This window comes from Streptomyces sp. NBC_00012, assembly GCF_045040875.1.
Lineage (GTDB): Bacteria > Actinomycetota > Actinomycetes > Streptomycetales > Streptomycetaceae > Streptomyces.
This window is the reverse complement of record NZ_CP108309.1, coordinates 6,439,850-6,464,059: the sequence shown is the minus strand read 5'-3', so window position 1 is coordinate 6,464,059 and position 24,210 is coordinate 6,439,850. Positions and strand designations below refer to the sequence as shown.

Here is a 24,210-nt window from a genome sequence, read left to right as displayed (position 1 = left end):
GCAATGCGCAGCACTTTCGAAGTCTCGGACACTGAGCGCGAGGAGCAGATCCTTGCGGTCTTCGAGACAGCCTTCGGAGAGCTCCTGGCCGCAGACCCGACAGCCTTCCGGGTCAAGTTCCGCAAGATGGCCGCATCACCGTTCGCGTTCTACAGGGGCACGGCCTGCCTTTATTACGCCGATCTCAGCTCGACGAGGAACGCGGACCCCTATCTGGACGAGCGAACCAGCAGGGTGTGGGTGCACGGCGATCTGCACGCTGAGAACTTCGGCACGTACATGGATTCCAATGGCCGCCTTGTCTTTAATGTGAACGACTTCGATGAAGCCTTCGTAGCCCCGTTCACCTGGGACCTCAAGCGGTTCGCCGCCTCCGTTGCGCTGATCGGGTACGCGAAGGCGCTGGGTGACGACCAGATCACCGAGCTGGTCCGGGTCTACGCGGCGGCCTACCGTGAGCGGATCCACGCACTGGCGACGGGCGCGAAGAACGACGAGGTACCGCCCTTCACGCTGGACACGGCACAGGGCCCGCTGCTGGACGCGCTGCGTGACGCCCGGTCGCTGACCCGGTTCTCGCTGCTGGACTCCATGACGGAGATCCGGGACTTCGAGCGCCGGTTCGCGCCGGGCGGCGGCTCGATCGATCTGGACGCGGCGACGCGCTACAAGGTGCTGGCCGCCTTCGACGGCTATCTGGAGACGCTGCCGGAGTCGAGCCTGACCCGCCCCGACTCGTACCGGGTGAAGGATGTCGTCGGCCGTCGCGGCATCGGTATCGGTTCGGCCGGGCTGCCCTCGTACAACATCCTCCTGGAGGGCAACAGCGACGCCCTGGAGAACGATGTGGTGATCTATCTCAAGCAGGCGCAGACCCCCGCGGTCTCCCGGCACATCACCGACGCGGCCGTGCGCGAGTACTTCCAGCACGAGGGCCACCGCACCGTGATCTCGCAGCGCGCCCTGCAGGCGCACGCCGACCCGTGGCTCGGCTGGACCGAGCTGGACGGGGCGGGCCAGCTGGTCGCCGAGGTGTCTCCGTACGCGGTCGATCTGGACTGGTCAGACATCGACGAGCCGGAGGAGATCGCGGCGGTCGTCGCCGATCTGGGCCGGGCGACGGCGACGATGCACTCCGCGGCGGACGACGAGAGCGGCCACTCGCTGGTGCCGTTCTCCACCGAGCGGGCGATCGACGCGGCCATCGCGGCCGACGAGGAGGGCTTCGCCGGTCTGCTGGTGGACTTCGCCCACAGCTACGGCGCCCGCGCCCGCGCCGACCACCAGATCTTCGTGGATCTCTTCCGCAACGGCCGCATTCCGGGGCTGTGATTCCCTGCGGCCCGTCCCTTTAGGGGTCACTTACAGGTTCGCATGCGACACTCCTCGGCGATGGACATATCCGGGACGCAGCTCAGAGTCGTTCGCGCGGCGCTTTTCACGGCGCTCGTCGTGACGCTCTCCGCTGCGTCCCATGTGCTGCTCTCCCAGGTCCCGCTGCCGCTGACCGCCGTCGCCCTGCTGGCCGGCGCGGTCTTCGCCGTGGCGTACGCGCTGGCCGGCCGGGAGCGCGGCTTCGGAGCGATCGCCGGGCTGCTGGTCCCGCTGGAGCTGGCCGCCGACACCGTCTTCACCACCGGTCAGCACGTCTGTTACGGCGCGGCCGGCGGCCCGATCGCGGGGCCGCTGCGTTCGGTCGGCGTCGACGTGCTCTGCGGCGGCCAGTTCGGCGCCGGTGCGGCACAGGCCGGTGCCGATGTCACCCCGCTCGCCTCGGTGACCGATGCCGGACACACGACGGCCGCGCTGCTGGCCTCGCCCGGCCCCGCGGTGCCGTGGCTGCTGCTCGCCGCCCATGTGACGGTCGGCCTGCTCGCCGCGGCCTGGCTCCGGCGGGGCGAGTCCGCGCTGGCCGGTCTGCTGGAGGCGGTCGCCGTCCTGGCGTTCCGGCCGCTGCTGGTCGCAGTCGCCGTGGTCGGTACGGCCCGCCGCCCGGTACGCCGCCGGGTGCGGCCCGTCGGACACGGCCCGCACCTGCTCGTACACGCCCGTCTGCTCGTGCACTCCGTGGGACGGAGGGGACCGCCGCGCTCGGCCTTCGCCATCGCCTGAGCACGCACTTCCCCGACGACATACCCCTCACACCTTGGAGACACGGACATGAGCAAGCGCAACACCCAGGCCAACAAGTCGGCGGCCCGCGAGCGGCTGCGCGCCGAGCGCGAGCGCCAGGCCAAGAAGGACAAGGCCCGTCGGCAGATCATCGTCGGCGTCTCGATCGTCGGCGTGCTGGCCGTCGTGGGTGCCGTCACCTGGGGCGTCATGCAGCTGAACAAGCCGTCCCACTGGGAGGCGGCCAAGGACGCGAAGAATGTGACCGCGCCCAAGAACACCTCGGGCGAGAACGGCACCAGCGTCGTCATCGGCAAGTCCACCGCCAAGAAGACCCTGGAGCTGTACGAGGACTCGCGCTGCCCGATCTGCGGAACGTTCGAGCAGTCCGTCGGCGAGACGGTGCGCAAGGACGTCGATGCCGGAAAGTACAAGATCAAGTACATCGGTGCCACGTTCATCGACGGCATGTCCAAGGGCGAGGGCTCGAAGAACGCGCTGAGCGCGCTCGGTGCGGCGCTCGACGTCAGCCCGGATGCCTTCCTCGACTACAAGGCCGCGCTCTACTCCGCGAAGTACCACCCGGAGGAGACCGACGACAAGTTCAAGGACGACTCCTACCTGATCAAGGTCGCCGACTCGGTGGACGCGCTGAAGGGCAACGCTGCCTTCCAGAAGGACGTCAAGGACGGCACGTTCGACAGCTGGGCGATGAAGATGTCGGCGGCGTTCGAAGACAGCGGCGTCAGGGGCACCCCGACGCTGAAGATGGACGGCAAGGCGCTCACCGACGGGAAGAGCGAGAACGCTCCGATGACGGTGGAGGACTTCAACACCGCGATCACGGCCGCGCTGAAGGGCTGACCGGCCGGCGGCATCACGGCAGCGGCTCCCCGGCGGGCAGGCGAACTTCCTTCGTTCGCCTGCCCGTTCGCTTTACCGGTCAGTAGGGTTCTGCCCCGTGACCAGTCGACACCTTTCCTCGCCGCTTTCCGCCCCCAGCCGCCGCACGGTCGTCAAGGCCGCTGCCGTCACCGCCGTCGCGGCCCCCGCGCTGGGCTCCGCCACCACCGCGCGCGCCGCGGACGGGCCCGCCTTCCTGCACGGCGTCGCCTCGGGCGACCCCCTTCCCGACGGCATCCTGCTCTGGACCCGCGTCACCCCGACCCCCGACGCGGTGCCCGGTTCGGGCCGCGGCGCCGATACGGCGGTGCACTGGGAGGTCGCCGAGGACAAGGACTTCTCCCGGGTGGTCGCCCGGGGCGAGACCGTCGCGAAGGCCGCGTCCGACCACACGGTCAAGGCCGATGTGCGGGGCCTGGCCCCCGCCACCACGTACTGGTTCCGCTTCTCGGCGGGCGACGGCACGCAGACCGTCTCGCCGGCCGGCCGTACCCGGACGGCTCCCCCGGCCGGGGCCGCCACGCCCGGCGTGCGGTTCGGGGTGGTGTCCTGCGCCAACTGGGAGGCCGGGTACTTCTCCCCGTACCGCCACCTCGCCGCCCGCGCCGACCTCGACGCGGTGCTGCACCTCGGCGACTACATCTACGAGTACGCGTCGGGCAGTTACCCGGACGCGAAGTACGTCGTACGGCAGCACCGGCCGGTCCACGAGATCCTCACCCTCGCCGACTACCGCACCCGGCACGCCACGTACAAGACGGACCCCGACCTCCAGACCCTGCACGCCACCCACCCGGTGATCGCGATCTGGGACGACCACGAGTTCGCCAACGACGCCTGGTCCGGCGGGGCCGAGAACCACACGCCGGACACGGAGGGTTCCTGGGCGGACCGGGCGGCGGGCGCCAAGCAGGCGTACTTCGAGTGGATGCCGGTCCGCGCCTCCACCGAGGGCACCGTCTACCGGCGACTGCGCTTCGGCAACCTGGTCGATCTCCATCTCCTCGACCTGCGCAGCTTCCGCTCCCAACAGGCAGCAATCGGCAGCGCTGCGGTCGACGACCCGGAGCGCAGCATCACCGGGCGGGCGCAGCTGGACTGGTTGAAGTCGGGGCTGGCCGGATCGGACGCCACCTGGAAGCTGGTCGGCACGTCGGTGATGATCTCGCCGGTCGCGTTCGGCTCCGTTCCGGCTCATCTGCTGGAGCCGCTGGCCGAGTTGCTCGGCCTGCCCAAGGAGGGCCTGGCGGTCAACGTCGACCAGTGGGACGGCTACACGGACGACCGCAAGGAGCTGATCTCGCACCTGCGGGACCGGTCGGTCACCAACACGGTCTTCCTGACCGGCGACATCCACATGGCCTGGGCCAACGACGTACCGGTGAAGGCGGCGACGTATCCGCTCTCCGCCTCGGCCGCCACCGAGTTCGTGGTGACGTCGGTGACCTCGGACAACATCGACGACATCCTGCACGTGGCACCGCAGACGGTCTCGGTGGTCGCGGCCGCCGCGGTGAAGGCCGCCAACCGCCATGTGAAGTGGGTGGACATGGACTCGCACGGCTACGGCGTCCTGGACGTGACCGCCGAGCGCTCGCAGATGGACTACTACGCCGTCTCCGACCGGACGAAGCGGGACGCGGCGTCGGCCTGGACGCGTTCATACCGGACGCTCAGCGGCACGCAGAAGGTCGAGCGGGTGGACAGCCCGGTGCGTTGAGGGGCTATTTTCGGCCACCTCCGCATATGTTGACGGCGCATTGCGTCGCTACGGCGGGTGGTGTGCCCCAAGGATCGAATGGGGACACACCACCCGCCGGGGTAACGCCTACGGTTACTTCGCCGTCTCAAACCCTGGAACGCGAAGAAAGATTCATTCCGGTTTCGACCCTTTGGCGAATACTTGATTGGGCTTGATCATTCCTCCTCGGGGCCTGACATGCGCACGTAATCTCCCGGCGGCGGGTGAGGAAATGCCTCTCCCACACATCCGCGAGGAGTCCACGTGCGCGCTCTTGTCCGTATATCGCCGCGTATGCGAAACCGTGCGATCGGCACTGCCGTCCTGGCCGGAACTCTGGCCCTGGCACCGCTCTCCGCTCCTTCCGGCTCCACCGCCTCGGCCACCTCCAGGACCTCCGCGTCCGCCGCCCAGAAGTGCGCGGACGACGCCGGCGCGAGCGCCACGGCGCGCGAGGCCCGCCCCTCGGGCACCAAGCACGCCGCGGACCCCAACGAACTGACCGCGACCCAGGCCAAGGCGATGGACGCTCAGTTGAAGCAGAGACTCGCCGACCGCCGGACCAGCGGCTCCTCGCTCGCCGCCGGCGCGACGATCCCGGTGTACTTCCACGTCGTGCACTCCGGGACGACCGGCAAGCTCAGCGCCTCCGCGATCAGCAGCCAGATGAACGTCCTGAACGCCGCCTACAGCGGTCAGGGTTCGGGCAACACGAACTCCGGCTTCCAGTACACGCTGGCCGGCACGGACTACACGGACAACAGCTCCTGGTACAACGGCGTCTCCCCCGGCTCCGCCGCCGAGAAGGCCATGAAGTCCTCGCTGCGCAAGGGCGGCGCGAACGCCCTCAACATCTACACCGCCAACCTCGGCGGCGGCCTGCTGGGCTGGGCCACCTTCCCCAGCTCGTACAAGTCCAACCCCTCGGACGACGGCGTCGTCATGCTCGACGCCTCGCTGCCCGGCGGCTCCGCCACCAACTACAACGAGGGCGACACCGCCACCCACGAGGTCGGCCACTGGATGGGGCTCTACCACACCTTCCAGGGCGGCTGTAACGGCAACGGCGACTACGTCTCCGACACCCCGGCCGAGAAGACCCCCGCCTACGAGTGCCCGACCGGGCGCGACACCTGCACCAACAAGACCGGGGTCGACCCGATCCACAACTTCATGGACTACACCTACGATTCGTGCATGACCCAGTTCACCACGGGCCAGGTGCAGCGGATGAGCGACAGCTGGACCGCCTACCGGGGCTGATCCGACCGGTCCGTCCGAGGGGGCCCCGTGCGGTGCGGGGCCCCTCCCGGCGTCATAGCGTGGCGAGGAAGCCGAGCGCGACCTTCCAGGCCAGCTCGGCCGAAGCCTGGTCGAAGTCGGGCAGTTCCGCGTCCGTGAAGAGATGGCCCGCACCCGGGTAGCGGTAGACCTCGACATCGGCGCCGGCCCGCTGCATCTGGAGATACCAGGAGTTCAGCCAGTCGTGCGTCTCGAACGGGTCCGGGTCGGCGACATGCAGCTGTACGGGCAGCTCGTCCACGGACGCGTTCTCGGCGATGTCCGAGGTGCCGTGGAACATCAGCAGACCGCGGGCCTTCTCGTCGCCGAGCGCCAGGGTCTGCGCGGTGGAGGCACCGAACGAGAAACCCGCGTACACCAGGCCCCGGTCGGAGTAGGGCGCGGCGGCCAGCACGGCCCGCCTGAGCAGTTCGTCCTTGCCCACCTCTTCCTTGAAGGCCAGGCCCTCCTCGACGGTTTCGAACGTGCGCCCCTCGAAGAGGTCGGGCACCTGCACCTCGTGCCCGGCGGCGCGAAGCCGGCCGGCCGCCGCATGCACCGCGGGGCGCAGACCGTACGTCGAGTGGAAAAGCATGATGTTCATGAGTCCCATGGTGCCAGCTACGGTCGCAGGCATGGAGAACCTGCTGCGCCCACTGATCGTCGTCGGCGGCTCGGTCGTGATCACACTGCTGGTCGGCTGGCTGGTCGATCAGCTGCTCAGACGGGCCGACGGCCGGCACCCCGACACCCCGCTGTGGGGGCTGTTGCGGCGCTGCCGGATACCGCTCCAGCTGACGCTGTGCGCGGCGCTGCTGCGGGGCTCGTACACCCACAGCCGGCTCGAAGCGATCACCGCCCACCGGACCGGCATCGGCCAGGTCCTGTCGCTGGTGCTGATCGGGGCCTCCGCCTGGCTGGTGGTGCGGATCGCGACGGCCGTCGTCGATTCCCTGTACGCGAGATACGCCGCGAGCACCGTCGATCCGGCGCGGGTGCGACGGGTCCGTACCCAGGTGACGCTGATCCAGCGGGTGGTCACCGCGATCGTGGCGGTGGTCGCCGTCGGTGCGATGCTGCTGACGTTCCCGGCGATGCGGACGTTCGGCACCTCGATGCTGGCCTCGGCCGGTGTGCTCGGCATCGTGGCGGGCGTGGCCGCCCAGTCGACGCTCGGCAATCTCTTCGCGGGGCTGCAGATCGCCTTCGGCGACATGGTTCGCATCGGCGACACGGTGGTGGTGGACGGCGAGTGGGGCACGATCGAGGAGATCACGCTGACCTTCCTCGCGGTACGGACCTGGGACGAGCGGCGGATCACGATGCCGGTCTCGTACTTCACCAGCAAACCGTTCGAGAACTGGTCGCGCGGCGGCTCGCAGATGACCGGCTCGGTCTTCCTCCACCTGGACCACTCGGCCCCGGTCGACGCGATGCGCGAGCAGCTGCGGGACATCCTGGGCGAGTGCGCCGCCTGGGACGGCCGTGACTGGTCCCTGGCCGTCACCGACACCACCCCGTCGACGATCCTGGTCCGCGCGGTGGTCACGGCGAAGGACCCGGGCGACATCTGGACGGTGCGCTGTGCCGTACGTGAACAGCTCATCGGCTGGCTGCGCGACCACCACCCGTACGCGTTGCCGAAGGTCGCGACGGCGCCCGCGGTGCTCCCGCCGGACAACGAGTGGCCGCATCCGCTCCGCCCCGTGCACGAGAAGCCGTCGGACCGTGACAGGTCCCCGCGCACGGGACGCGGCTGACGAATCCCCGGAGCCCGGGCCGGTCACCCTCACCGCAGGCTGCGGACGTCCAGCTGCCGCAGCACCCGGTCGACGATCTCCGGGTCCGTCCCGGCCTCGTTGCGGGCCGACAACACCGCGTGGCGGGCGGCCGACATCATCTCGCGCTGGACGCGGCTGACCGCCCTGAAACGCTCGGCCCGTTTCGCGTACGCCTCGCGGCGCTCGTCGTCGACCATGTCGGGACTGATCCGCGCCCCCACGTCGTACGCCAGCCGCTGGAGCCGCTCGGTGACCTCGTCCGGGAACTCCTCGACCTCCTGGATCTCCTTGAGGCGCTGCTTCGCGGCCTTCGCGGCGCGGATCGCGAGGTCCTTCTCCAGCGCCTCCTCGGCGTCCGTGTCCGCCTTGACCCTGAGCTTGCGGACCAGCCACGGCAGGGTGAGCCCCTGGACGACGAGCGTGGCCATGATCACGACGAAGGCGATGAAGACGATCTCGTCGCGGCCCGGGAACGGCTTCCCGTCGTCCGTCTCCAGCGGGATCGCCAGCGCCAGCGCGACCGAGGCCACCCCGCGCATCCCGGCCCACCACATGACGACGGTCTCCCGCCAGCTGGTGGGGATCTCCTCGCTGACGTCGCGCCGGGTGTGCAGCCGCTTGGCCAGCCAGGTGGCGGGCAGCAGATAGAGCAGCCGTACGCCGACGACCACCGCGACCACCGCGAGTCCCCAGCCCAGCATCTTTGGTTCGCGGCCGTCCGCCGTGCCGAAGACGTTGTGCAGTTCGAGACCGATCAGCCCGAAGGCGACCCCGGTGACGAGCGTGTCGACGATCTCCCAGAAGGAGCGGCCGGTGAGCCGGCCGAGGACGTCGTCGGCGTCGGCGGTGTGCTCGGCGAGGAAGAGCGCGGTGGTGAGAACGGCGAGGACGCCCGAGCCCATCAGCTCCTCCGCGAGCACGTAGCTCACGAACGGCACCAGCAGGGTGAGGCCGACCTGGAGCGTGGCGTCGCCGAGCAGACCCATGAGCTTGATGGTGAGCCAGCCCAGCACCAGGCCCACGGCCACGGCCACCACCGCGGAGAGGATCAGCAGCCCGAAGGCCTCCGGCAGCGAGAAGCTCCCGCTCACCGCGGCGGCGATCGCCACGTGGTAGAGCACGATCGCGGTCACGTCGTTGAACAGGCCCTCGCCCTCCAGGATGGAGACGAGCCTGCGCGGCAGCCCGACCGAACCCGCGACGGCCGTCGCCGCGACCGGGTCGGGCGGGGCGACGAGCGCACCGAGCGCCACGGCCGCGGCGATGGGCAGCCCGGGGACGATCGCGTTGGCGACCGCGGCGACGGCGGCCGTCGTGATGAAGACCAGCGCCACGGCCAGCAGAAAGATCGGTCGTTTATTGGCGGCGAACTGCCGCCAGGAGGTTCGCTGCACGGAGGCGTAGAGCAGCGGCGGCAGCAGCGCCGGAAGGATGATCTCGGGCGGGATGTCCACATTCGGTACGAAGCTGAGGAAGGCCATACCGACCCCGGCGAGCGTCATCAGCACCGGCGCGGGCAGCCCGAGACGCTCGCCCAGCGGCACCGTGACCACAGCCCCGAGCAACAGCAGGAGGAGCAGTGCCATTTGGTCCACGGGATGCCTTCCGGAGCACGGGACGCCGATCTCCGTGATCGGCGGATCTGGGGTCAAAGCCTGCCACGCAAGGCCCGCAATCCAGACAACACCCCCTGATTCCCGCCTCCACGACCGGAATTCCTCCGATGTATCCACGACCGGACCCCTTCCCCTGCCTCCCCGGGGCGGGCAGTATGCGGCGTGCGTGATTCAAGGACCAGGACTCCCACCACGTACATGACTGGCAGAAGAGGCCACGTGACCGCGTTCTCCCGAAGGCATTTCGTCTCCACCGCCGCTGCCGGAACATCCGCGCTCTGGATGGCCGGCTCCCGTACCGCATGGGCTGCGGCCGGCCCCGTACCGACGGAGCACCGAGGCATCGACATCCACGAGAAGACCGTCCGCGACGCCGCGATGACCTGGCGCACGCTCCCCACCGGCTGGCAGGAGGCCCCGTTCCTCGCCAACGGCCGCCTCGGCGCCCAGCTGTACGCCGGAACGACCGCGAACACGCTGAAGCTGATGATCAGTCACAGCCAGGTGCAGGACCAGCGCGGCCAGTGGCGCGGCGGCATCGGCTTCTCCCGCCTCCCCATCGGGTACTTCACCCTGACCCTCGCCGGGGAGATCACCGCCGTCGACTGGACCCTGGACCTGTACGACGCCGAGCTGCACGGCACCGTCACCACCACGCGGGGATCCCTGGCCTTCTCCGCCCTGGTCCAGAACGACACCGGCGCGCTGCTGGTCTCCACCCGCCCCACCCCCGGCGAGGAGTCCGCCGCCTGGACCTTCCAGTGGCTCCGGGCCGCCACCACCCGTACCAGCGGCAGGCCCGAGGACTACACGCCCAATCCGGAGCCCCGGACCGGTGACGGCTTCGCCGAGCAGCCGCTGCTCGCGGGCGGCGGCTGGACCACGGCCTGGCGCGAACGGCGCGAGGGCACCGGCCGGCTGCTCGCCGCGCACCTCGTGTACCGCTTCCCCGGCCGGGTGTCCGAGGCGACGGCCGACGCGCTGCGGGCCGTGGACCGCACCCTCGGCTCCGACCCGGACCAACTGGTGGACCGTCACCGCCGCTGGTGGCACGCGTACTACCGGCGCAGCTTCCTCTCCGTGCCGGACAAGCGGCTGCAGAGCTTCTACCTCATCCAGCTCTACAAGCTCGCCGCGTCGACCAGGGCCGAAGGACCGACGATCTCCGAATGGGGCCCGTGGTTCCCCGAGGTCGGCAACAACTGGACCGCGGTCTGGTGGAACCTCAACGTCCAGATCGGCATGGCCCCCGTCCACGGCTCCAACCACCCCGAACTCGACTCGGTGACGGGCGCGTTCCGCCGCTTCGAGCACAACCTCCCCGCCTCGGTCCCGGCCGACTACCGCGACGGCGAGAGCTACGCGCTGGGCCACCCCTCCGACTGGCAGCTGCGCGCGGGCGACACCTACGACGTCGGCGCCCCCGGCTCGTCCCACATCTCCGACAACTTCGGCAACCTCACCTGGGCCCTGCACAACGTCTGGCAGTCCTACCGGCACTCGATGGACCCGTCGGTGCTGCGCGACGTGGTGCACCCGATCCTCGCGAAGGCCGTCAACTTCTACGCGCACTTCCTGCACGAGGGCCCGGACGGCCTGCTGCACCTCCCGGAGACCCGCTCCCCCGAATACGCCAACGCCGTGGACTGCACCTACGACCTCTCGCTGATCCGCTGGGGAGTGCGCACCCTGATCGCGTCGGCGAAGCTGCTGCGGAACGACGATCCGCGGCTGAGGCGCTGGCAGGACATCGAGCGGCGCCTCGCCCCGTACGCCGAGGACCCGGCGGCCGGTGTCATGATCGGCAAGGACGTCCCGCTGGCCGGCTCGCACCGGCACCACTCGCACCTGCTGTGGCTCTATCCGCTGCGCGAACGGGTCTGGGACCGGGCCGGGGACCGCGCGGTGATGCGGCGCTCCATGGACCACTGGATCTCCATGCAGGAGCTGTGGCACGGCTACAGCTACGCCACCGCCTCGTCCATGTACTCAGCTATGGACGAGCCGGAGAAGGCGCTCGACTTCCTGACCTTCTTCACCGATCTGAACATGGTCGCGGACTGCGCGATGACGGTCAACACGATGTACCGGGAAGGAAGGAACCTCGCCCTGGAGAGCCCGCTATCCGCCGCCCAGTCGATGCTCGACATGGTGGTGCAGGGGCACGAGGGGGTGGTGAAGGTCTTCCCGTCCGTCTCGGACCGCTGGGCGGACGCCTCGATCGCGTCCCTGCGTACCCAGGGCGCCTTCCTGGTGGACGCGGACCGCTCGGGCGGCGCCACGCGCTGGGTACGGGTGCACAGCGAGGCGGGCGAACCGCTGACCCTGGACCACTCGGTCAAGGGCCGGATCGAGGTACGGGACGCGCACGGGCGGCCGCTGCACTGGCGGGAGACCGGACCGGGCCGGATCACGCTCGCCCTGCCGCGCGGCTCCACCGCGGTGATCACTCCGCGGGGCGCTCCCCTCCCGCGGACGGCCCCGCGCGATGTGCCGTCGAACGGCACGTGGACCCGCTGGGGCCTGCCTGGGTAGGGCTGCGGTCTCAGTCCCGCAGGGTGCGGCGCATCGCCCGGTGGGGGATGCCCGCGTCCGGGAACTCGGGGCCGTACGCCACATAGCCGAGGCGTTCGTAGAAGCCGAGCGCATGGGTCTGGGCGTGCAGGTCGACGGCGGCCAGACCCAGGTCACGGGCCGCGTCCTCGATGGCCCGGACCAGCGCGGCGCCGACGCCGAGGCCGCGTGCCGCCCTGGTCACCGCGAGCCTGCCGAGCGAGCCGACGGCCGGGTCGCCGCCCGTTCTGGCCGCGGCGGCCGGACCGTGCAGCAGCCGCCCGGTGCCGAGCGGCGAGCCGTCCGCCGCGACGGCGACGACGTGCAGGGCGACCGCGTCGTACTCGTCGTACTCGATCTCCTCGGGCACGTCCTGCTCGCCGACGAAGACGTCCTTGCGGACCAGGAAACAGGCCGCGAGGTCCTGCTCGTCGACGGCGGTGCGCGTGGTGTACGGGGCGGGCGTGCCGGTCACTCGCTCTCCGCCGCGATCTTGTCCAGGGCCCGCTGGAGGTCGTCCGGGTAGCTGCTGGTGAACTCCACCCAGCTGCCGTCGGACGGGTGCTCGAAGCCGAGCCGGACGGCGTGCAGCCACTGCCGGGTCAGGCCCAGGCGCTTGGCCATCGTCGGGTCGGCGCCGTAGGTGAGGTCACCGACGCAGGGGTGCCGGTGGGCGGACATGTGCACCCGGATCTGGTGCGTACGGCCCGTCTCCAGCTTGATGTCCAGGAGGCTGGCGGAGCGGTAGGCCTCGATGAGGTCGTAGTGCGTCACGGAGGGCTTGCCCTCGGCGGTGACGGCCCACTTGTAGTCGTGGTTGGGGTGGCGCCCGATGGGGGCGTCGATGGTGCCGCTCATCGGATCCGGGTGACCCTGCACCAGCGCGTTGTACTTCTTCTCCACGACCCGGTCGCGGAACTGCGCCTTCAGCAGGGTGTAGGCCCGCTCGGACTTGGCGACGACCATCAGGCCGGAGGTGCCGACGTCGAGGCGGTGGACGATGCCCTGGCGCTCGGCGGCGCCGGACGTCGAGATCCGGTACCCGGCCGCGGCCAGACCGCCGATGACGGTCGTGCCGGTCCAGCCGGGGCTCGGGTGGGCGGCGACGCCGACCGGCTTCACGATCACGACGATGTCGTCGTCGTCGTGCACGATTTCCATGCCCTCGACGGGCTCCGCGACGATCTGCACGGGAGCGGCCGCCTGCGGCATCTCCACTTCCAGCCAGGCCCCGCCCCGGACCCGCTCGGACTTCCCGACCACCGAGCCGTCCACCTGCACCTTCCCGGCGGCTGCCAGCTCGGCGGCCTTGGTGCGGGAGAAACCGAACATCCGGGAGATGGCGGCGTCGACACGCTCGCCCTCCAGACCGTCGGGTACGGGCAGGGTGCGGACCTCGGGATACGTACTCACCTGTCGAGTATGCCTTGCTGGCACTAGTCCTTGTGCACGGTGCCGTCGGGGTCCAGGCCCTTGAAGGAAAGGATCACGATGAGGATGCCGCCGCAGACGATCGCGGAGTCGGCGAGGTTGAAAACGGCGAAGTGCGCCGGGGCGATGAAGTCCACCACCGCGCCCTGGAAGGTGCCGGGGGCGCGGAAGATCCGGTCGGTGAGGTTGCCGAGCGCACCGCCGAGCAGCAGGCCGAGCGCGATGGCCCACGGCAGGCTGTAGAGCTTGCGCGCGAGCCGGGCGATCACCACGATGACGGTCGCCGCGATGAACGTGAAGATGATGGTGAACGCCTCACCGATGCCGAACGCGGCACCGGCGTTGCGGATCGCGCTGAGCTGCAGCCAGTCACCGATGAGCTCGATCGGCTCGTGGTGCTCCAGCTTCGCGACCACGATCATCTTGCTGACCAGGTCGATGAGGTAGGCGAACACGGCCACGGCGAAGAGCACCGCGATCTTCCGCCTGCCCCTGGTCGGGGCGGTCTCCCCGCCCCGGTCACCGGCCCGGTCCGCGGCCTCGTCCCCTTCGGTCCCCTCGGCATCGGGGATGTCCGGCGTACCGATGATGCGCTCCGCCTCTGCCACGTGAGTCCCTCAACCTAGGTTCCTGACTGAGGACGAGGGTACGGCACACCGCCGGGGATCAGCCGCGTCGCTCCTGCTTCTGTTTGTCCTCGACACAGAGGGTGGCGCGCGGGAACGCCTGCATCCGCGCCTTGCCGATCGGATTGCCGCAGATTTCGCACAGTCCGTACGTCCCGGCGTCGAGCCGGGCCAGGGCCCGCTCGGTCTGGTCCAGCATCTCCTGGGCGTTGGCGGCGAGCGACATCTCGTGCTCTCGGGTGATGTTCTTGGTGCCGGTGTCCGCCTCGTCGTCACCCGCGCCGTCGCCGGAGTCGCGCATCAGCCCGGCGAGCGCGGCGCTCGCGGCCTCCAGCTCGCTGCGCAGCCGCATGGTCTCGCTGGTCAGCTCGGCCCGCGCCTCGGCGACCTCCTCCGGTGTCCAGGGGTCCTCGCCCGGCCGGACCGCCAGCTCGCCGGGGGCCGTCGTGGCGCCCCCGCGGGCCGGGGGCACGGGCGCCGCGCCCGTGCCGGCCGTGCGGGACCGGGCCGCGCTCTTCTTGGCTACCACCGTGTGGGCTCCCGTCTTCCCGGCGGCCTCGGCCGCCCCATCGGCCGCGTCGGCCGCCTTCTTCGAAGCCTTCTTGGCTGCGCTCTTCTTCGCAGGTGCCTTCTTGACAGCGGCTTTCTTCGCCACGGTCTTCTTCGCGGCGGTCTTCTTCACCGCGGCCTCGGCCGCACCGGCTTCCAGGGCGGTCTCCGTACCCGCGTCGCCGCCCGTCTCCCCGGCCGTCGCGCCCGTGGATCCCGCTGACGCCGTCTTCTTCGCGGCGGTCTTCTTCGCCACCATGGCCGCGGCCCCTTCACATATTGTGATCTTGCACGCGAATCGTGCTGGGACGATAAATCGACCCCAGCCCCGCGGCAACGGGGCACGCCGCCGAACCGCTCCTCCCCGCGTCCGGATCCGGACCTGCCTGCATCCGTTGTGCCCAGCTCACGACCGGGTAATCCGCCCCCGGACCCCCCGCCCGGACTCCGCGCAGCCCCGTCTGGCCATTCGGGTCACGCCCCGTCCCCCGCGTTAAACCGGTCGGCCGTCCCCCGTACGGGCCCGTACACTGGCCTGAGCGAGAGGCGTGGATGGGACGAGTAGCGTCGTACGCAGCCAGGAGCGACCCGGGGACGGTGGAAGCCCGGGGGCGAGCGCGTCGTGAAGATCACCCGGAGCCGTCGGAAGAACGCCGAGAGGCAAGTAGAACCGGCATCGCGCCCCAATGAGGGGGCCACGGGCGCACACCCGGGGTCAAGGAGGGTGGTACCGCGGGAGCCGATGAGGCCCTCGTCCCTCCGACGGAAGTGGAAAACGTCCGCCGGAGGAAGTCCGCCCATGACATCGCCGCAGTACCACCAGGTACCCGCCCAGGTCGACCTGCCCGCGCTGGAGCACGCCGTGCTCGATTTCTGGCGCGACAGCAAGGTCTTCGCCAAGAGCCTCGAACAGTCCGAGGGACGCCCCGAGTGGGTCTTCTACGAGGGCCCGCCCACCGCCAACGGCATGCCCGGCGCCCACCACATCGAGGCCCGCGTCTTCAAGGACGTCTTCCCCCGCTTCCGGACCATGCAGGGCTACCACGTCGGCCGCAAGGCCGGCTGGGACTGCCACGGCCTGCCGGTCGAGCTCGCGGTCGAGAAGGAGCTGGGCTTCAACGGCAAGAAGGACATCGAGGCGTACGGCATCGCCGAGTTCAACGCCAAGTGCCGTGAGTCCGTGACCCGCCACACGGACGCGTTCACCGAGCTCACGACCCGCATGGGCTACTGGGTCGACCTCGACGACGCGTACCGCACGATGGACCCCGAGTACGTCGAGTCTGTCTGGTGGTCGCTGAAGGAGATCTTCAACAAGGGCCTCCTGGTCCAGGACCACCGCGTCGCCCCCTGGTGCCCCCGCTGCGGCACCGGCCTCTCCGACCACGAGCTGGCGCAGGGGTACGAGACGGTCGTCGACCCGTCGGTCTTCGTCCGCTTCCCCCTCACCTCCGGCCCGCTGGCCGGCGAAGCCGCCCTCCTCGTCTGGACGACCACCCCCTGGACCCTGGTCTCCAACACCGCCGTCGCCGCGCACCCCGACGTCACCTACGTCGTCGCGACCGACGGCCAGGAGAAGCTCGTCGTCGCACAGCCGCTCGTCGAGAAGGCGCTGGGCGAGGGCTGGGAGACCACCGGCGAGACCTTCACCGGCCGCGAGATGGAGCGCTGGACCTACGAGCGCCCCTTCGCCCTGGTGGACTTTCCGGCCGAGGCCCACTACGTGGTCAACGCCGAGTACGTGACGACCGAGGACGGTACAGGTCTGGTCCACCAGTCCCCCGCCTTCGGCGCCGACGACCTCCTGGTCTGCAAGGCGTACGGCCTGCCGGTGGTGAACCCGGTCCGCCCCGACGGCACCTTCGAGGACGACCTGCCGCTGGTCGGCGGGGTCTTCTTCAAGAAGGCCGACGAGACGCTCACCGAGGACCTGGCCGCCCGCGGCAAGCTCTTCCGGCACGTCCCGTACGAGCACAGCTACCCGCACTGCTGGCGCTGCCACACCGCGCTGCTCTACTACGCGCAGCCGTCCTGGTACATCCGCACGACCGCCGTCAAGGACCGGCTGCTCCAGGAGAACGAGAAGACCAACTGGTTCCCGGACTCCGTCAAGAACGGCCGCTTCGGCGACTGGCTGAACAACAACGTCGACTGGGCGCTGTCCCGCAACCGCTACTGGGGCACCCCGCTGCCGATCTGGCGCTGCGAGGACGGCCACCTCACCTGCGTGGGCTCCCGCACCGAGCTCGGTGAGCTCGCCGGCACCGACCTCTCGGGCCTCGACCCGCACCGCCCGTTCATCGACGAGATCACGTTCACCTGCTCGCACGAGAACTGCCAGCTGGAGGCGTACCGCGTCCCGGAGGTCATCGACGCCTGGTACGACTCGGGTTCGATGCCGTTCGCGCAGTGGGGCTACCCGTACAAGAACAAGGAGCTCTTCGAGAGCCGCTACCCGGCGCAGTTCATCTCGGAGGCCATCGACCAGACCCGCGGCTGGTTCTACACGCTGATGGCGGTCGGCACCCTGGTCTTCGACAAGTCGTCCTACGAGAACGTGGTCTGCCTGGGTCACATCCTCGCCGAGGACGGCCGCAAGATGTCCAAGCACCTGGGCAACACCCTCGAACCGATCCCGCTCATGGACCGGCACGGCGCCGACGCGGTCCGCTGGTTCATGGCGGCCGGCGGCTCCCCGTGGGCGGCGCGGCGCGTCGGTCACGGCACCATCCAGGAGGTCGTCCGCAAGACGCTCCTCACGTACTGGAACACGGTCGCCTTCCAGGCCCTGTACGCCCGTACGTCGAACTGGGCGCCGTCCGCGGCCGACCCGGCCCCGGCGGACCGCACGGTCCTGGACCGCTGGCTGCTGAGCGAGCTGAACGCGCTGGTGGACCAGGTCACGCAGGCTCTGGAGGGTTACGACACCCAGCGCGCCGGCAAGCTGCTGTCCGCCTTCGTCGACGACCTGTCCAACTGGTACGTGCGCCGCTCGCGCCGCCGCTTCTGGCAGGGCGACAAGGCTGCGCTGCGCACCCTGCACGAGGTCGTCGAGACGGTGACCCGTCTGATGGCCCCGCTCACCCCGTTCATCACCGAGCGGGTCTGGCAGGACCTGGTCGTCCCGGTCACTCCGGACGCCCCCGAGTCGGTCCACCTCTCCAGCTGGCCGAAGGCGGACCTGTCGGCGATCGACCCCGCCCTCTCCACGCAGATGGCTCTGGTCCGCCGCCTGGTCGAGCTGGGCCGGGCCACCCGCGCCGAATCCGGTGTGAAGACCCGTCAGCCGCTGTCCCGCGCCCTGGTCGCGGCGTCCGGCTTCGAGACGCTCTCCCCAGAACTGCACGCCCAGATCACCGAGGAGCTGAACGTCTCCTCGCTGGCCTCCTTGTCCGAGGTCGGCGGCTCGCTGGTCGACACGACGGCGAAGGCGAACTTCCGGGCGCTCGGCAAGCGCTTCGGCAAGGGTGTCCAGGCGGTGGCCAAGGCGGTCGCGAACGCCGACGCGGCGGCCCTCTCGCTGGCCCTGCGCGAGGGCACGGCGTCGGTCGAGGTGGACGGCGAGACGGTCACCCTCTCGCCGGACGAGGTGATCATCACCGAGACCCCGCGCGAGGGCTGGTCGGTGGCGTCCGACTCGGGCGCGACGGTCGCGCTGGACCTGGAGATCACCCCGGAACTGCGGCGCGCGGGCCTCGCCCGTGACGCGATCCGCCTGATCCAGGAAGCCCGCAAGAACAGCGGCCTGGACGTCGCCGACCGCATCGCCGTCCGCTGGACGTCGGCCGCCCCCGCCACGGTGGAGGCCCTGACCGAACACGCGACCCTGATCGCGGACGAGGTCCTGGCCCTGGACTACGCCCAGGGCGAGGCGGACCCGACGTACGGCGAGCCGTTCGAGGACGAGGGCCTGTCCCTGGCGTTCCGCCTCCGCAAGACGGAGCAGTAACCCACAAGAAGCAGGAGGGCCCGGCCGGACACCGGTCGATGCTGTTGGCAACCAACAGCATCGGCACCAGTCCGACCGGGCCCTCTTCGTATATCTCCCCGCCCTCCCAGCCCCCTCTCCAGCCCCTCCCGATGCCCACTACGCCTGTCCCGACGCCTCTCCAGCCCCTCCCAGCACCCCCCTCACCCCTCTCCCGCCCCCTCCCAGCACCCCCTTCGCGCCCCTCCCGACGCCCTCCCAGCACCCTTTTCAGCCCCTCCGGCGATTGAGGAGCGGGGTCTGGGGCAGAGCCCCAGGTTCGGGAAGGGGCGGGTAGGGGAACAGCCCCCGCGCAGCGCACCCGCACCCGCACCCGCAGCCACAGCACAGAGCACACCGCCACCCCGCACCCCGCACAGCAAAAGGGCCGGGCCCCAGGGAAATCCCCGGGGCCCGGCCCTCAGCCTGCCGACGGCTACGCGCTCACCGCGCGCACCCGGCTCAGTTGTCGTCCTCGTCGATCAGGAACCCACGCATCGGCGAAGGAGCCTGCTGCATCGGCTGCGGCGCCTGCGGCCGCACCGGCGCCATCGGCTGGGTCATCGCCGGCGACATCTGCTGCTGGCCGCCGTACGAAGGCCCGCCGCCCATGGACGGGTTGCCGCCCATCGGCGGGTTCCCGTGGTTGCCGCCCATGGTGTGGCCCATGGCACCCGCACCGGCCGGAGCCAGCGAGGGCGACGGCGGCAGCGAAGCGGTCGCCGGGGTCCGCGGCGGGGCCAGCGAGTCGTCCGCCTGGGTCTCCAGCTGACGCAGCTGGCTCTCCAGGTAGGACTTCAGGCGGGTCCGGTACTCACGCTCGAAGCCACGCAGGTCCTCGACCTTGCGCTCCAGCGTCGCGCGGGCCGACTCCAGCGAACCCATCGCCACGCGGTGCTTCTCCTGCGCGTCCCGCTCCAGGGCATCCGCCTTGGCACGCGCGTCGCGCTCCAGGCCCTCGGCACGGCTGCGCGCCTCGCCGACGATCTTGTTGGCCTCGGAACGGGCCTCCGCGATCGCCTGGTCGGCGGTCTGCTGCGCGAGCGAGAGGACACGGGCGGCACTGTCGCCACCGGGGCCCTGACCGGGCTGCTGCATCTGCGGCTGCTGCATCTGCTGCATCTGCTGCTGCGGGGCGTGACCACCCATGGGGCCGCCCATCGGGCCGCCCATGGGACCACCCTGCATCGGGCCGGGGCCGTGCGGGCCCTGCGGACCGGGGCCGTGCGGGCCCTGAGGGCCAGGACCGTGACCACTGGGACCGGCGGGCAGCTGCGGAGCACCACCGGGCAGCTGGGGGGGACCCATCTGCGGGGGCTGCTGCTGGACCGGCGGACCCGATATGGCGGCGGGCACCGGCGCCCCGGGCCGGTCCTGCGGCTCCGGCTTGCGCATGCCCTGCTGCTGGTTCTGCGCGGCGGCACGCGTGGCAGCGGCCAGCTTCGCGCGGAGGTCCTCGTTCTCACGGAGCAGGCGGGTCAGCTCGGACTCGACCTCGTCGAGGAAGGCATCGACCTCGTCCTCGTCATAGCCTTCTCGGAGGCGGACGGTCGTGAACTGCTTGTTCCGCACGTCCTCAGGAGTCAGCGGCATCTCTTCTTCACCTCTACGTAGTCGTCGGCAGTCGGCAAGACCGTATCGCTCACAGCCTGATCACAATCCTGATCAGGATGTAGACGATGATCATCAGAACGAAGAAGGACAGGTCGAGTGCCACGCCCCCGAGACGCAGCGGCGGGATGAACCGCCGCAGAAGCTTGAGCGGTGGATCGGTGACAGTGTAGGTGGCCTCAAGTATGACCACCATCGGCTTGCCGGGCTGCCATGAACGCGCGAACTGGAAGACGTAGTCCATGACCAGCCGGAAGATCAGCACGATGAGGAAACACATCAGCGCGATATAGACAACCTGCAGTGCGACGCCCATTTCGCGCTTCCCTCTCCCCTGGCTCTCGTAGCTCCGGCCTCGCGGCCGGGTTGTTCCCGGTGTCGTGTTCTCAGCTCTGGTTGAAGAATCCGCCCTCAGCGATACGGGCCTTGTCCTCCGCCGTGACATCGACGTTAGCAGGCGACAACAGGAACACCTTCTGCGTCACGCGCTCAATGCTGCCATGGAGCCCGAAGACGAGTCCTGCAGCAAAGTCGACAAGTCGTTTTGCATCCGTGTCGTCCATCTCCGTGAGGTTCATGATCACCGGAGTGCCCTCACGGAAGTGTTCCCCGATGGTACGGGCCTCGTTGTAGGTCCTGGGGTGCAGCGTGGTGATGCGGTAAGGCTCCCGCTCGGACACGACCTTGGGCATGATCACCGGTGCGTTCTTCTCCATGTTCGGGCGTTCAGGTGTGATGGATGCCACGGGTGCGATTCGGGCGGGTCGCTCTCGCTCCGCCGGGATCTGAACCGGCTCCCGCTGCGCGGGAGGCTGCACCGCTCGTACCGGTTCGTCCCGCTCGCGTTCCCGCTCCACCTGATGCGCGGGCTGGTGCCGCCGCCGGTCGCGCTCGGGCTCCGGCTCGGGTTCGAATTCGTCATCGGGGTCGAACCCCGGACCGTCGTACCCATCGTCCTCCACGAGGCCGAGGTAGACCGCCATCTTGCGCATCGCGCCGGCCATGCTCCGAGTCCTCCGCTCTGTGGTGGATCGGCATCTGTCACCAAGTGCCCCGCGATCCACTGAGGCCTGCCCGCCATAGGCGGGAATGACCATATTTTCTGCTGTGGTCCGACCTGCTTGGCGACGTTACCCGAGCCCGGGTCGGACTCCGAGTACCGCCGTACCGACGCGCACATGTGTCGCCCCGGCCGCAACCGCGTCCTCGAGGTCCGCGCTCATCCCTGCGGAGACCATGTTCGCAGCCGGATGGTTCCCGCGCAGGCCGGATGAGAATTCCATCAGCCGGTCGAAGGCGTCCCGTTGGCGTCCCGCGTACGGCCCGGCGAGCGGTGCGACGGTCATCAGTCCGCCGAGCCGCAGCCCCGGCGCGGACTCGACCGCGGCGGCCAACTCCTCGATCCCGTCCGGTGCGATGCCGCCCCGGTCGCCCCGTTCGCCGCTCTCGGCGTCGAGCGCCACCTGGATGAGACAGCCGAGTTCGCGTCCTTCGCGCTCGGCCGCCGCGGAGAGGGCCGTGACCAGTCTGACCCGGTCCACCGACTGCACGATATCGGCATAACTAGCCACAGAACGAACTTTATTCGTCTGCAATTGACCGACAAAGTGCCATGTGAGCGACAGATCCGCGCATGCGGCTGCTTTGGGCGCGGCGTCCTGGTCACGATTTTCCGCGACATGACGTACACCCAGTTCGTGCAGAATCCGCACATCACTCGCGGGATAGGTCTTGGTGACCACGATGAGGGTCACTTCTTCCCGCTCGCGACCGGCGGCGACACAGGCGGAAACAATGCGTTCCTCCACCCGCGCCAGGTTTTCGGCGAGTTGAGCCTTACGATCCGTCATGCCCTATCAGTCCAACCAGACATATCCGGCGAGCCGCCCGGTGGTGCGGTCGCGGCGGTACGAGAAGTGATCACCCGATTCGAGGGTGCAGACCGGTGAGGCCTGCCGGTCCTCGATGCCGAGTGCTTCGAGCTGGGCATGGACCCCGGCGGTGACGTCCACGGCCGGAGTGCCCCAGCTGGTCTCGGACCAGGCGGCCGGGACGCTCTTCGCGACCTCGGCTCGCATGTCGGCCGGGACTTCGTAGCACCGTCCGCAGACCGCCGGCCCGGTGCGGGCGACGATCCGGGAGGTGTCGGCGCCGAGCGCGGTCATGGCCTCGACCGCGGCGGGGACGACCCCGGCGACCAGGCCGGGACGGCCCGCGTGCGCCGCTGCCGCGATCCCGGCGACCGGGTCGGCCAGCAGCACGGGGGTGCAGTCGGCGGTGAGCACGGCGAGCGGGAGCCCGCGCCGCACGGTCACCACCGCGTCCACCGCGGGGATCTCCGAAACGTCCCCCCAAGGCCCGTCGACGACCGCGACGTCCCGCCCGTGCACCTGGTTCATCCAGACGACCCGCACCGGGTCCAGACCGAGGGCCCGGGCAGCGCGCTCGCGATTGGCCAGAACGGCGGCGGGGTCGTCTCCGACCGCGCCGCCGAGGTTGAGCTCCGCGTACGGAGCGGCGCTCACTCCGCCCCACCTGTCGGTGAAGGAGAAGTGGGCGCCGCCCGCCGCGGAACGTGCGTGGTGCTGAGCTATCACTTCAAGAAGTCCGGAACGTCCAGCTCTTCGGCCTGCGAGTCCTGGTAGGCGGGACGGGCCGGCGGGACGTGCGGCGGGGTGACCGGCGGCAGGTGGGTCTCGCTCGCCACCGGTACGGACTCCGCCTGGACCGGCGGCTCCTCACGGATGGGCACGGAGCCCAGGCCACCGCTCTGACGCACCGGTTCCGGGGTCCGGACCGGCGCGGCGGGCTCGTCGCGCTTGGCGGAGTTGGCACCCAGGACGTTCTCGCGACGGGCCGGCGGCTGTCCGCCGTCGAAGCCCGCGGCGATCACGGTGACGCGTACCTCGTCGCCCAGCGCGTCGTCGATGACCGCACCGAAGATGATGTTCGCCTCGGGGTGCGCCGCCTCGCTCACCAGCTGGGCGGCCTCGTTGATCTCGAAGAGACCGAGGTCGCTGCCGCCGGAGATGGAGAGCAGGACACCGCGGGCGCCGTCGATGGACGCCTCCAGGAGCGGCGAGGAGATCGCCATCTCCGCGGCGGCCACCGCGCGGTCGTCACCGCGGGCCGATCCGATGCCCATGAGTGCCGATCCGGCCTCTGACATGACCGACTTGACGTCGGCGAAGTCGAGGTTGATCAGGCCCGGGGTGGTGATGAGGTCGGTGATGCCCTGGACACCCGAGAGCAGTACCTGGTCGGCCGACTTGAACGCGTCGAGCACGCTGACCTGGCGGTCCGAGATGGACAGCAGTCGGTCGTTGGGAATGACGATGAGGGTGTCGACCTCTTCGCGGAGTTCGGCGATGCCGTCCTCCGCCTGGTTCGCGCGTCGCCGGCCCTCGAAGGTGAACGGGCGGGTGACCACACCGATCGTCAGGGCGCCGAGCGAGCGCGCGATGTTGGCGACGACGGGTGCGCCGCCGGTGCCGGTGCCGCCGCCTTCTCCGGCGGTGACGAAGACCATGTCGGCCCCCTTGAGGACCTCCTCGATCTCCTCACGGTGGTCCTCTGCCGCCTTACGACCGACTGCCGGGTTGGCGCCGGCGCCAAGGCCGCGGGTGAGTTCGCGGCCGACGTCGAGCTTGACGTCGGCGTCGCTCATCAACAGGGCTTGCGCATCAGTGTTGATCGCGATGAACTCGACGCCCTTGAGACCGACCTCGATCATTCGGTTGATGGCATTGACACCACCGCCGCCGACACCGATGACCTTGATGACTGCGAGGTAGTTCTGCGGTGCTGCCACGTCGAAGGCCTCTCGCCTCGAGTTACGTGTCGTCGCTTCGCGGTAGTCCCGCTGCGACGACGGATGCCGATTGGGGCGGTCCGAAACGCCGACCCAAACCCTAACGTTGAAGTTTAGGGTTACCAGTGTGTCTGCTTCATGGACTCTTCCGAACAGGACACTAAGTCGACAAGTGGCGCACGTTCAACGAACACGCCGAACCTCCCGTTTTTCTTTTCACCCTATGTG

At 69.8% G+C, this 24,210-nt stretch carries 20 protein-coding genes; 8 read left to right on the top strand and 12 right to left on the bottom strand.

Going from position 1 to position 24,210, the window contains the following annotated elements; all coding sequences use genetic code 11:
- Positions 1-3 precede the first annotated feature (3 nt).
- From OHA19_RS29600 to OHA19_RS29580, 5 genes are all read left to right on the top strand, one after another.
- Complete coding sequence (locus OHA19_RS29600; protein ID WP_389970231.1) at positions 4-1,332, top strand: DUF2252 domain-containing protein; 1,329 nt, start codon at positions 4-6, stop codon at positions 1,330-1,332.
- Between the two features lie 60 nt (positions 1,333-1,392).
- Positions 1,393-2,112: a hypothetical protein gene (locus OHA19_RS29595; RefSeq protein WP_405711755.1), complete on the top strand. Its 720-nt coding sequence runs from the start codon at positions 1,393-1,395 to the stop codon at positions 2,110-2,112.
- A 48-nt stretch (positions 2,113-2,160) separates the two neighbouring features.
- Complete coding sequence (locus OHA19_RS29590; protein WP_405711756.1) at positions 2,161-2,976, top strand: DsbA family protein; 816 nt, start codon at positions 2,161-2,163, stop codon at positions 2,974-2,976.
- A gap of 97 nt (positions 2,977-3,073) precedes the next feature.
- Positions 3,074-4,735, top strand: a complete 1,662-nt coding sequence (locus tag OHA19_RS29585; protein ID WP_405711758.1) for an alkaline phosphatase D family protein — start codon at positions 3,074-3,076, stop codon at positions 4,733-4,735.
- Positions 4,736-5,050: 315 nt separating this feature from the next.
- Entirely contained in the window at positions 5,051-6,019 is a 969-nt protein-coding gene (locus OHA19_RS29580) for a zinc metalloprotease (RefSeq protein ID WP_405711760.1), read from the top strand.
- Between the two features lie 52 nt (positions 6,020-6,071).
- On the opposite strand, the gene OHA19_RS29575 is transcribed toward OHA19_RS29580, so the two are convergent.
- Positions 6,072-6,650 carry a dienelactone hydrolase family protein gene (locus tag OHA19_RS29575; protein WP_405721361.1) on the bottom strand — a complete coding sequence of 193 codons (579 nt, stop codon included), beginning with the start codon at positions 6,648-6,650 and terminating at the stop codon, positions 6,072-6,074.
- A 22-nt stretch (positions 6,651-6,672) separates the two neighbouring features.
- Between OHA19_RS29575 and OHA19_RS29570 the strand changes: the two genes are divergently transcribed.
- Positions 6,673-7,797: a mechanosensitive ion channel family protein gene (locus OHA19_RS29570; protein ID WP_405711761.1), complete on the top strand. Its 1,125-nt coding sequence runs from the start codon at positions 6,673-6,675 to the stop codon at positions 7,795-7,797.
- Positions 7,798-7,826: 29 nt separating this feature from the next.
- Here the strand turns inward: OHA19_RS29570 and OHA19_RS29565 are convergent, their stop codons facing one another.
- Positions 7,827-9,413: a Na+/H+ antiporter gene (locus tag OHA19_RS29565; protein WP_405711763.1), complete on the bottom strand. Its 1,587-nt coding sequence runs from the start codon at positions 9,411-9,413 to the stop codon at positions 7,827-7,829.
- 240 nt (positions 9,414-9,653) lie between these two features.
- On the opposite strand from OHA19_RS29565, the gene OHA19_RS29560 reads away from it, so the two are divergent.
- Positions 9,654-11,969: a glycosyl hydrolase family 95 catalytic domain-containing protein gene (locus OHA19_RS29560; RefSeq protein ID WP_405752212.1), complete on the top strand. Its 2,316-nt coding sequence runs from the start codon at positions 9,654-9,656 to the stop codon at positions 11,967-11,969.
- A gap of 10 nt (positions 11,970-11,979) precedes the next feature.
- Here OHA19_RS29560 and OHA19_RS29555 read toward each other — a convergent pair whose 3' ends face one another.
- The 4 genes from OHA19_RS29555 to OHA19_RS29540 are packed head-to-tail and all read right to left on the bottom strand — an operon-like array spanning position 11,980 to position 14,852.
- Entirely contained in the window at positions 11,980-12,462 is a 483-nt protein-coding gene (locus OHA19_RS29555) for a GNAT family N-acetyltransferase (RefSeq protein WP_405752209.1), read from the bottom strand.
- Entirely contained in the window at positions 12,459-13,400 is a 942-nt protein-coding gene (locus OHA19_RS29550) for an RluA family pseudouridine synthase (RefSeq protein ID WP_405711769.1), read from the bottom strand. Before OHA19_RS29550 ends, OHA19_RS29555 begins: the two co-directional genes overlap by 4 nt.
- Positions 13,401-13,423: 23 nt before the next feature.
- Complete coding sequence (gene lspA, locus OHA19_RS29545; protein ID WP_405711771.1) at positions 13,424-14,026, bottom strand: signal peptidase II; 603 nt, start codon at positions 14,024-14,026, stop codon at positions 13,424-13,426.
- Positions 14,027-14,084: 58 nt separating this feature from the next.
- Positions 14,085-14,852, bottom strand: a complete 768-nt coding sequence (locus tag OHA19_RS29540; RefSeq protein ID WP_405711773.1) for a TraR/DksA family transcriptional regulator — start codon at positions 14,850-14,852, stop codon at positions 14,085-14,087.
- A 540-nt stretch (positions 14,853-15,392) separates the two neighbouring features.
- On the opposite strand from OHA19_RS29540, the gene ileS reads away from it, so the two are divergent.
- A complete protein-coding gene (gene ileS, locus OHA19_RS29535) occupies positions 15,393-18,542 on the top strand; it encodes an isoleucine--tRNA ligase (RefSeq protein WP_405711775.1) in 3,150 nt (1,049 codons plus the stop codon).
- Positions 18,543-19,022: 480 nt separating this feature from the next.
- Here the strand turns inward: ileS and OHA19_RS29530 are convergent, their stop codons facing one another.
- The 6 genes from OHA19_RS29530 to ftsZ form a co-directional block, all read right to left on the bottom strand.
- Positions 19,023-20,153 (bottom strand): DivIVA domain-containing protein, encoded by a 1,131-nt coding sequence (locus OHA19_RS29530; RefSeq protein WP_405711777.1) that lies wholly within the window; start codon positions 20,151-20,153, stop codon positions 19,023-19,025.
- Between the two features lie 49 nt (positions 20,154-20,202).
- On the bottom strand, positions 20,203-20,487 hold the full coding sequence (locus OHA19_RS29525; RefSeq protein ID WP_405711779.1) for a YggT family protein: 285 nt from the start codon (positions 20,485-20,487) through the stop codon (positions 20,203-20,205).
- A gap of 70 nt (positions 20,488-20,557) precedes the next feature.
- Positions 20,558-21,175: a cell division protein SepF gene (locus tag OHA19_RS29520; protein WP_405711781.1), complete on the bottom strand. Its 618-nt coding sequence runs from the start codon at positions 21,173-21,175 to the stop codon at positions 20,558-20,560.
- A gap of 126 nt (positions 21,176-21,301) precedes the next feature.
- Positions 21,302-22,021, bottom strand: coding sequence for a YggS family pyridoxal phosphate-dependent enzyme (locus tag OHA19_RS29515; RefSeq protein ID WP_405711783.1), 720 nt, complete (start codon positions 22,019-22,021; stop codon positions 21,302-21,304).
- A gap of 6 nt (positions 22,022-22,027) precedes the next feature.
- Positions 22,028-22,768 (bottom strand): peptidoglycan editing factor PgeF, encoded by a 741-nt coding sequence (gene pgeF, locus OHA19_RS29510; protein WP_405711785.1) that lies wholly within the window; start codon positions 22,766-22,768, stop codon positions 22,028-22,030.
- The gene (ftsZ, locus tag OHA19_RS29505; protein WP_405711787.1) at positions 22,765-23,982 is read right to left on the bottom strand and encodes a cell division protein FtsZ; all 1,218 of its coding nucleotides are present in this window, start codon (positions 23,980-23,982) and stop codon (positions 22,765-22,767) included. The genes pgeF and ftsZ overlap by 4 nt, the downstream gene beginning before the upstream one ends.
- Between the last annotated feature and the right edge of the window lie 228 nt (positions 23,983-24,210).

Excerpts from the sequence above, each read along its gene's own strand:
- OHA19_RS29520 (WP_405711781.1), bottom strand. The coding sequence starts at position 21,175 with ATGGCCGGCGCGATGCGCAAGATGGCGGTCTACCTCGGCCTCGTGGAG.
- OHA19_RS29540 (WP_405711773.1), bottom strand. The coding sequence starts at position 14,852 with ATGGTGGCGAAGAAGACCGCCGCGAAGAAGACGGCGTCAGCGGGATCC.
- OHA19_RS29600 (WP_389970231.1), top strand. The coding sequence starts at position 4 with ATGCGCAGCACTTTCGAAGTCTCGGACACTGAGCGCGAGGAGCAGATC.
- OHA19_RS29575 (WP_405721361.1), bottom strand. The coding sequence starts at position 6,650 with ATGGGACTCATGAACATCATGCTTTTCCACTCGACGTACGGTCTGCGC.
- OHA19_RS29590 (WP_405711756.1), top strand. The coding sequence starts at position 2,161 with ATGAGCAAGCGCAACACCCAGGCCAACAAGTCGGCGGCCCGCGAGCGG.
- ileS (WP_405711775.1), top strand. The coding sequence starts at position 15,393 with ATGACATCGCCGCAGTACCACCAGGTACCCGCCCAGGTCGACCTGCCC.
- OHA19_RS29580 (WP_405711760.1), top strand. The coding sequence starts at position 5,051 with ATGCGAAACCGTGCGATCGGCACTGCCGTCCTGGCCGGAACTCTGGCC.
- OHA19_RS29525 (WP_405711779.1), bottom strand. The coding sequence starts at position 20,487 with ATGGGCGTCGCACTGCAGGTTGTCTATATCGCGCTGATGTGTTTCCTC.
- OHA19_RS29570 (WP_405711761.1), top strand. The coding sequence starts at position 6,673 with ATGGAGAACCTGCTGCGCCCACTGATCGTCGTCGGCGGCTCGGTCGTG.
- OHA19_RS29595 (WP_405711755.1), top strand. The coding sequence starts at position 1,393 with ATGGACATATCCGGGACGCAGCTCAGAGTCGTTCGCGCGGCGCTTTTC.
- OHA19_RS29515 (WP_405711783.1), bottom strand. The coding sequence starts at position 22,021 with ATGACGGATCGTAAGGCTCAACTCGCCGAAAACCTGGCGCGGGTGGAG.
- OHA19_RS29530 (WP_405711777.1), bottom strand. The coding sequence starts at position 20,153 with ATGCCGCTGACTCCTGAGGACGTGCGGAACAAGCAGTTCACGACCGTC.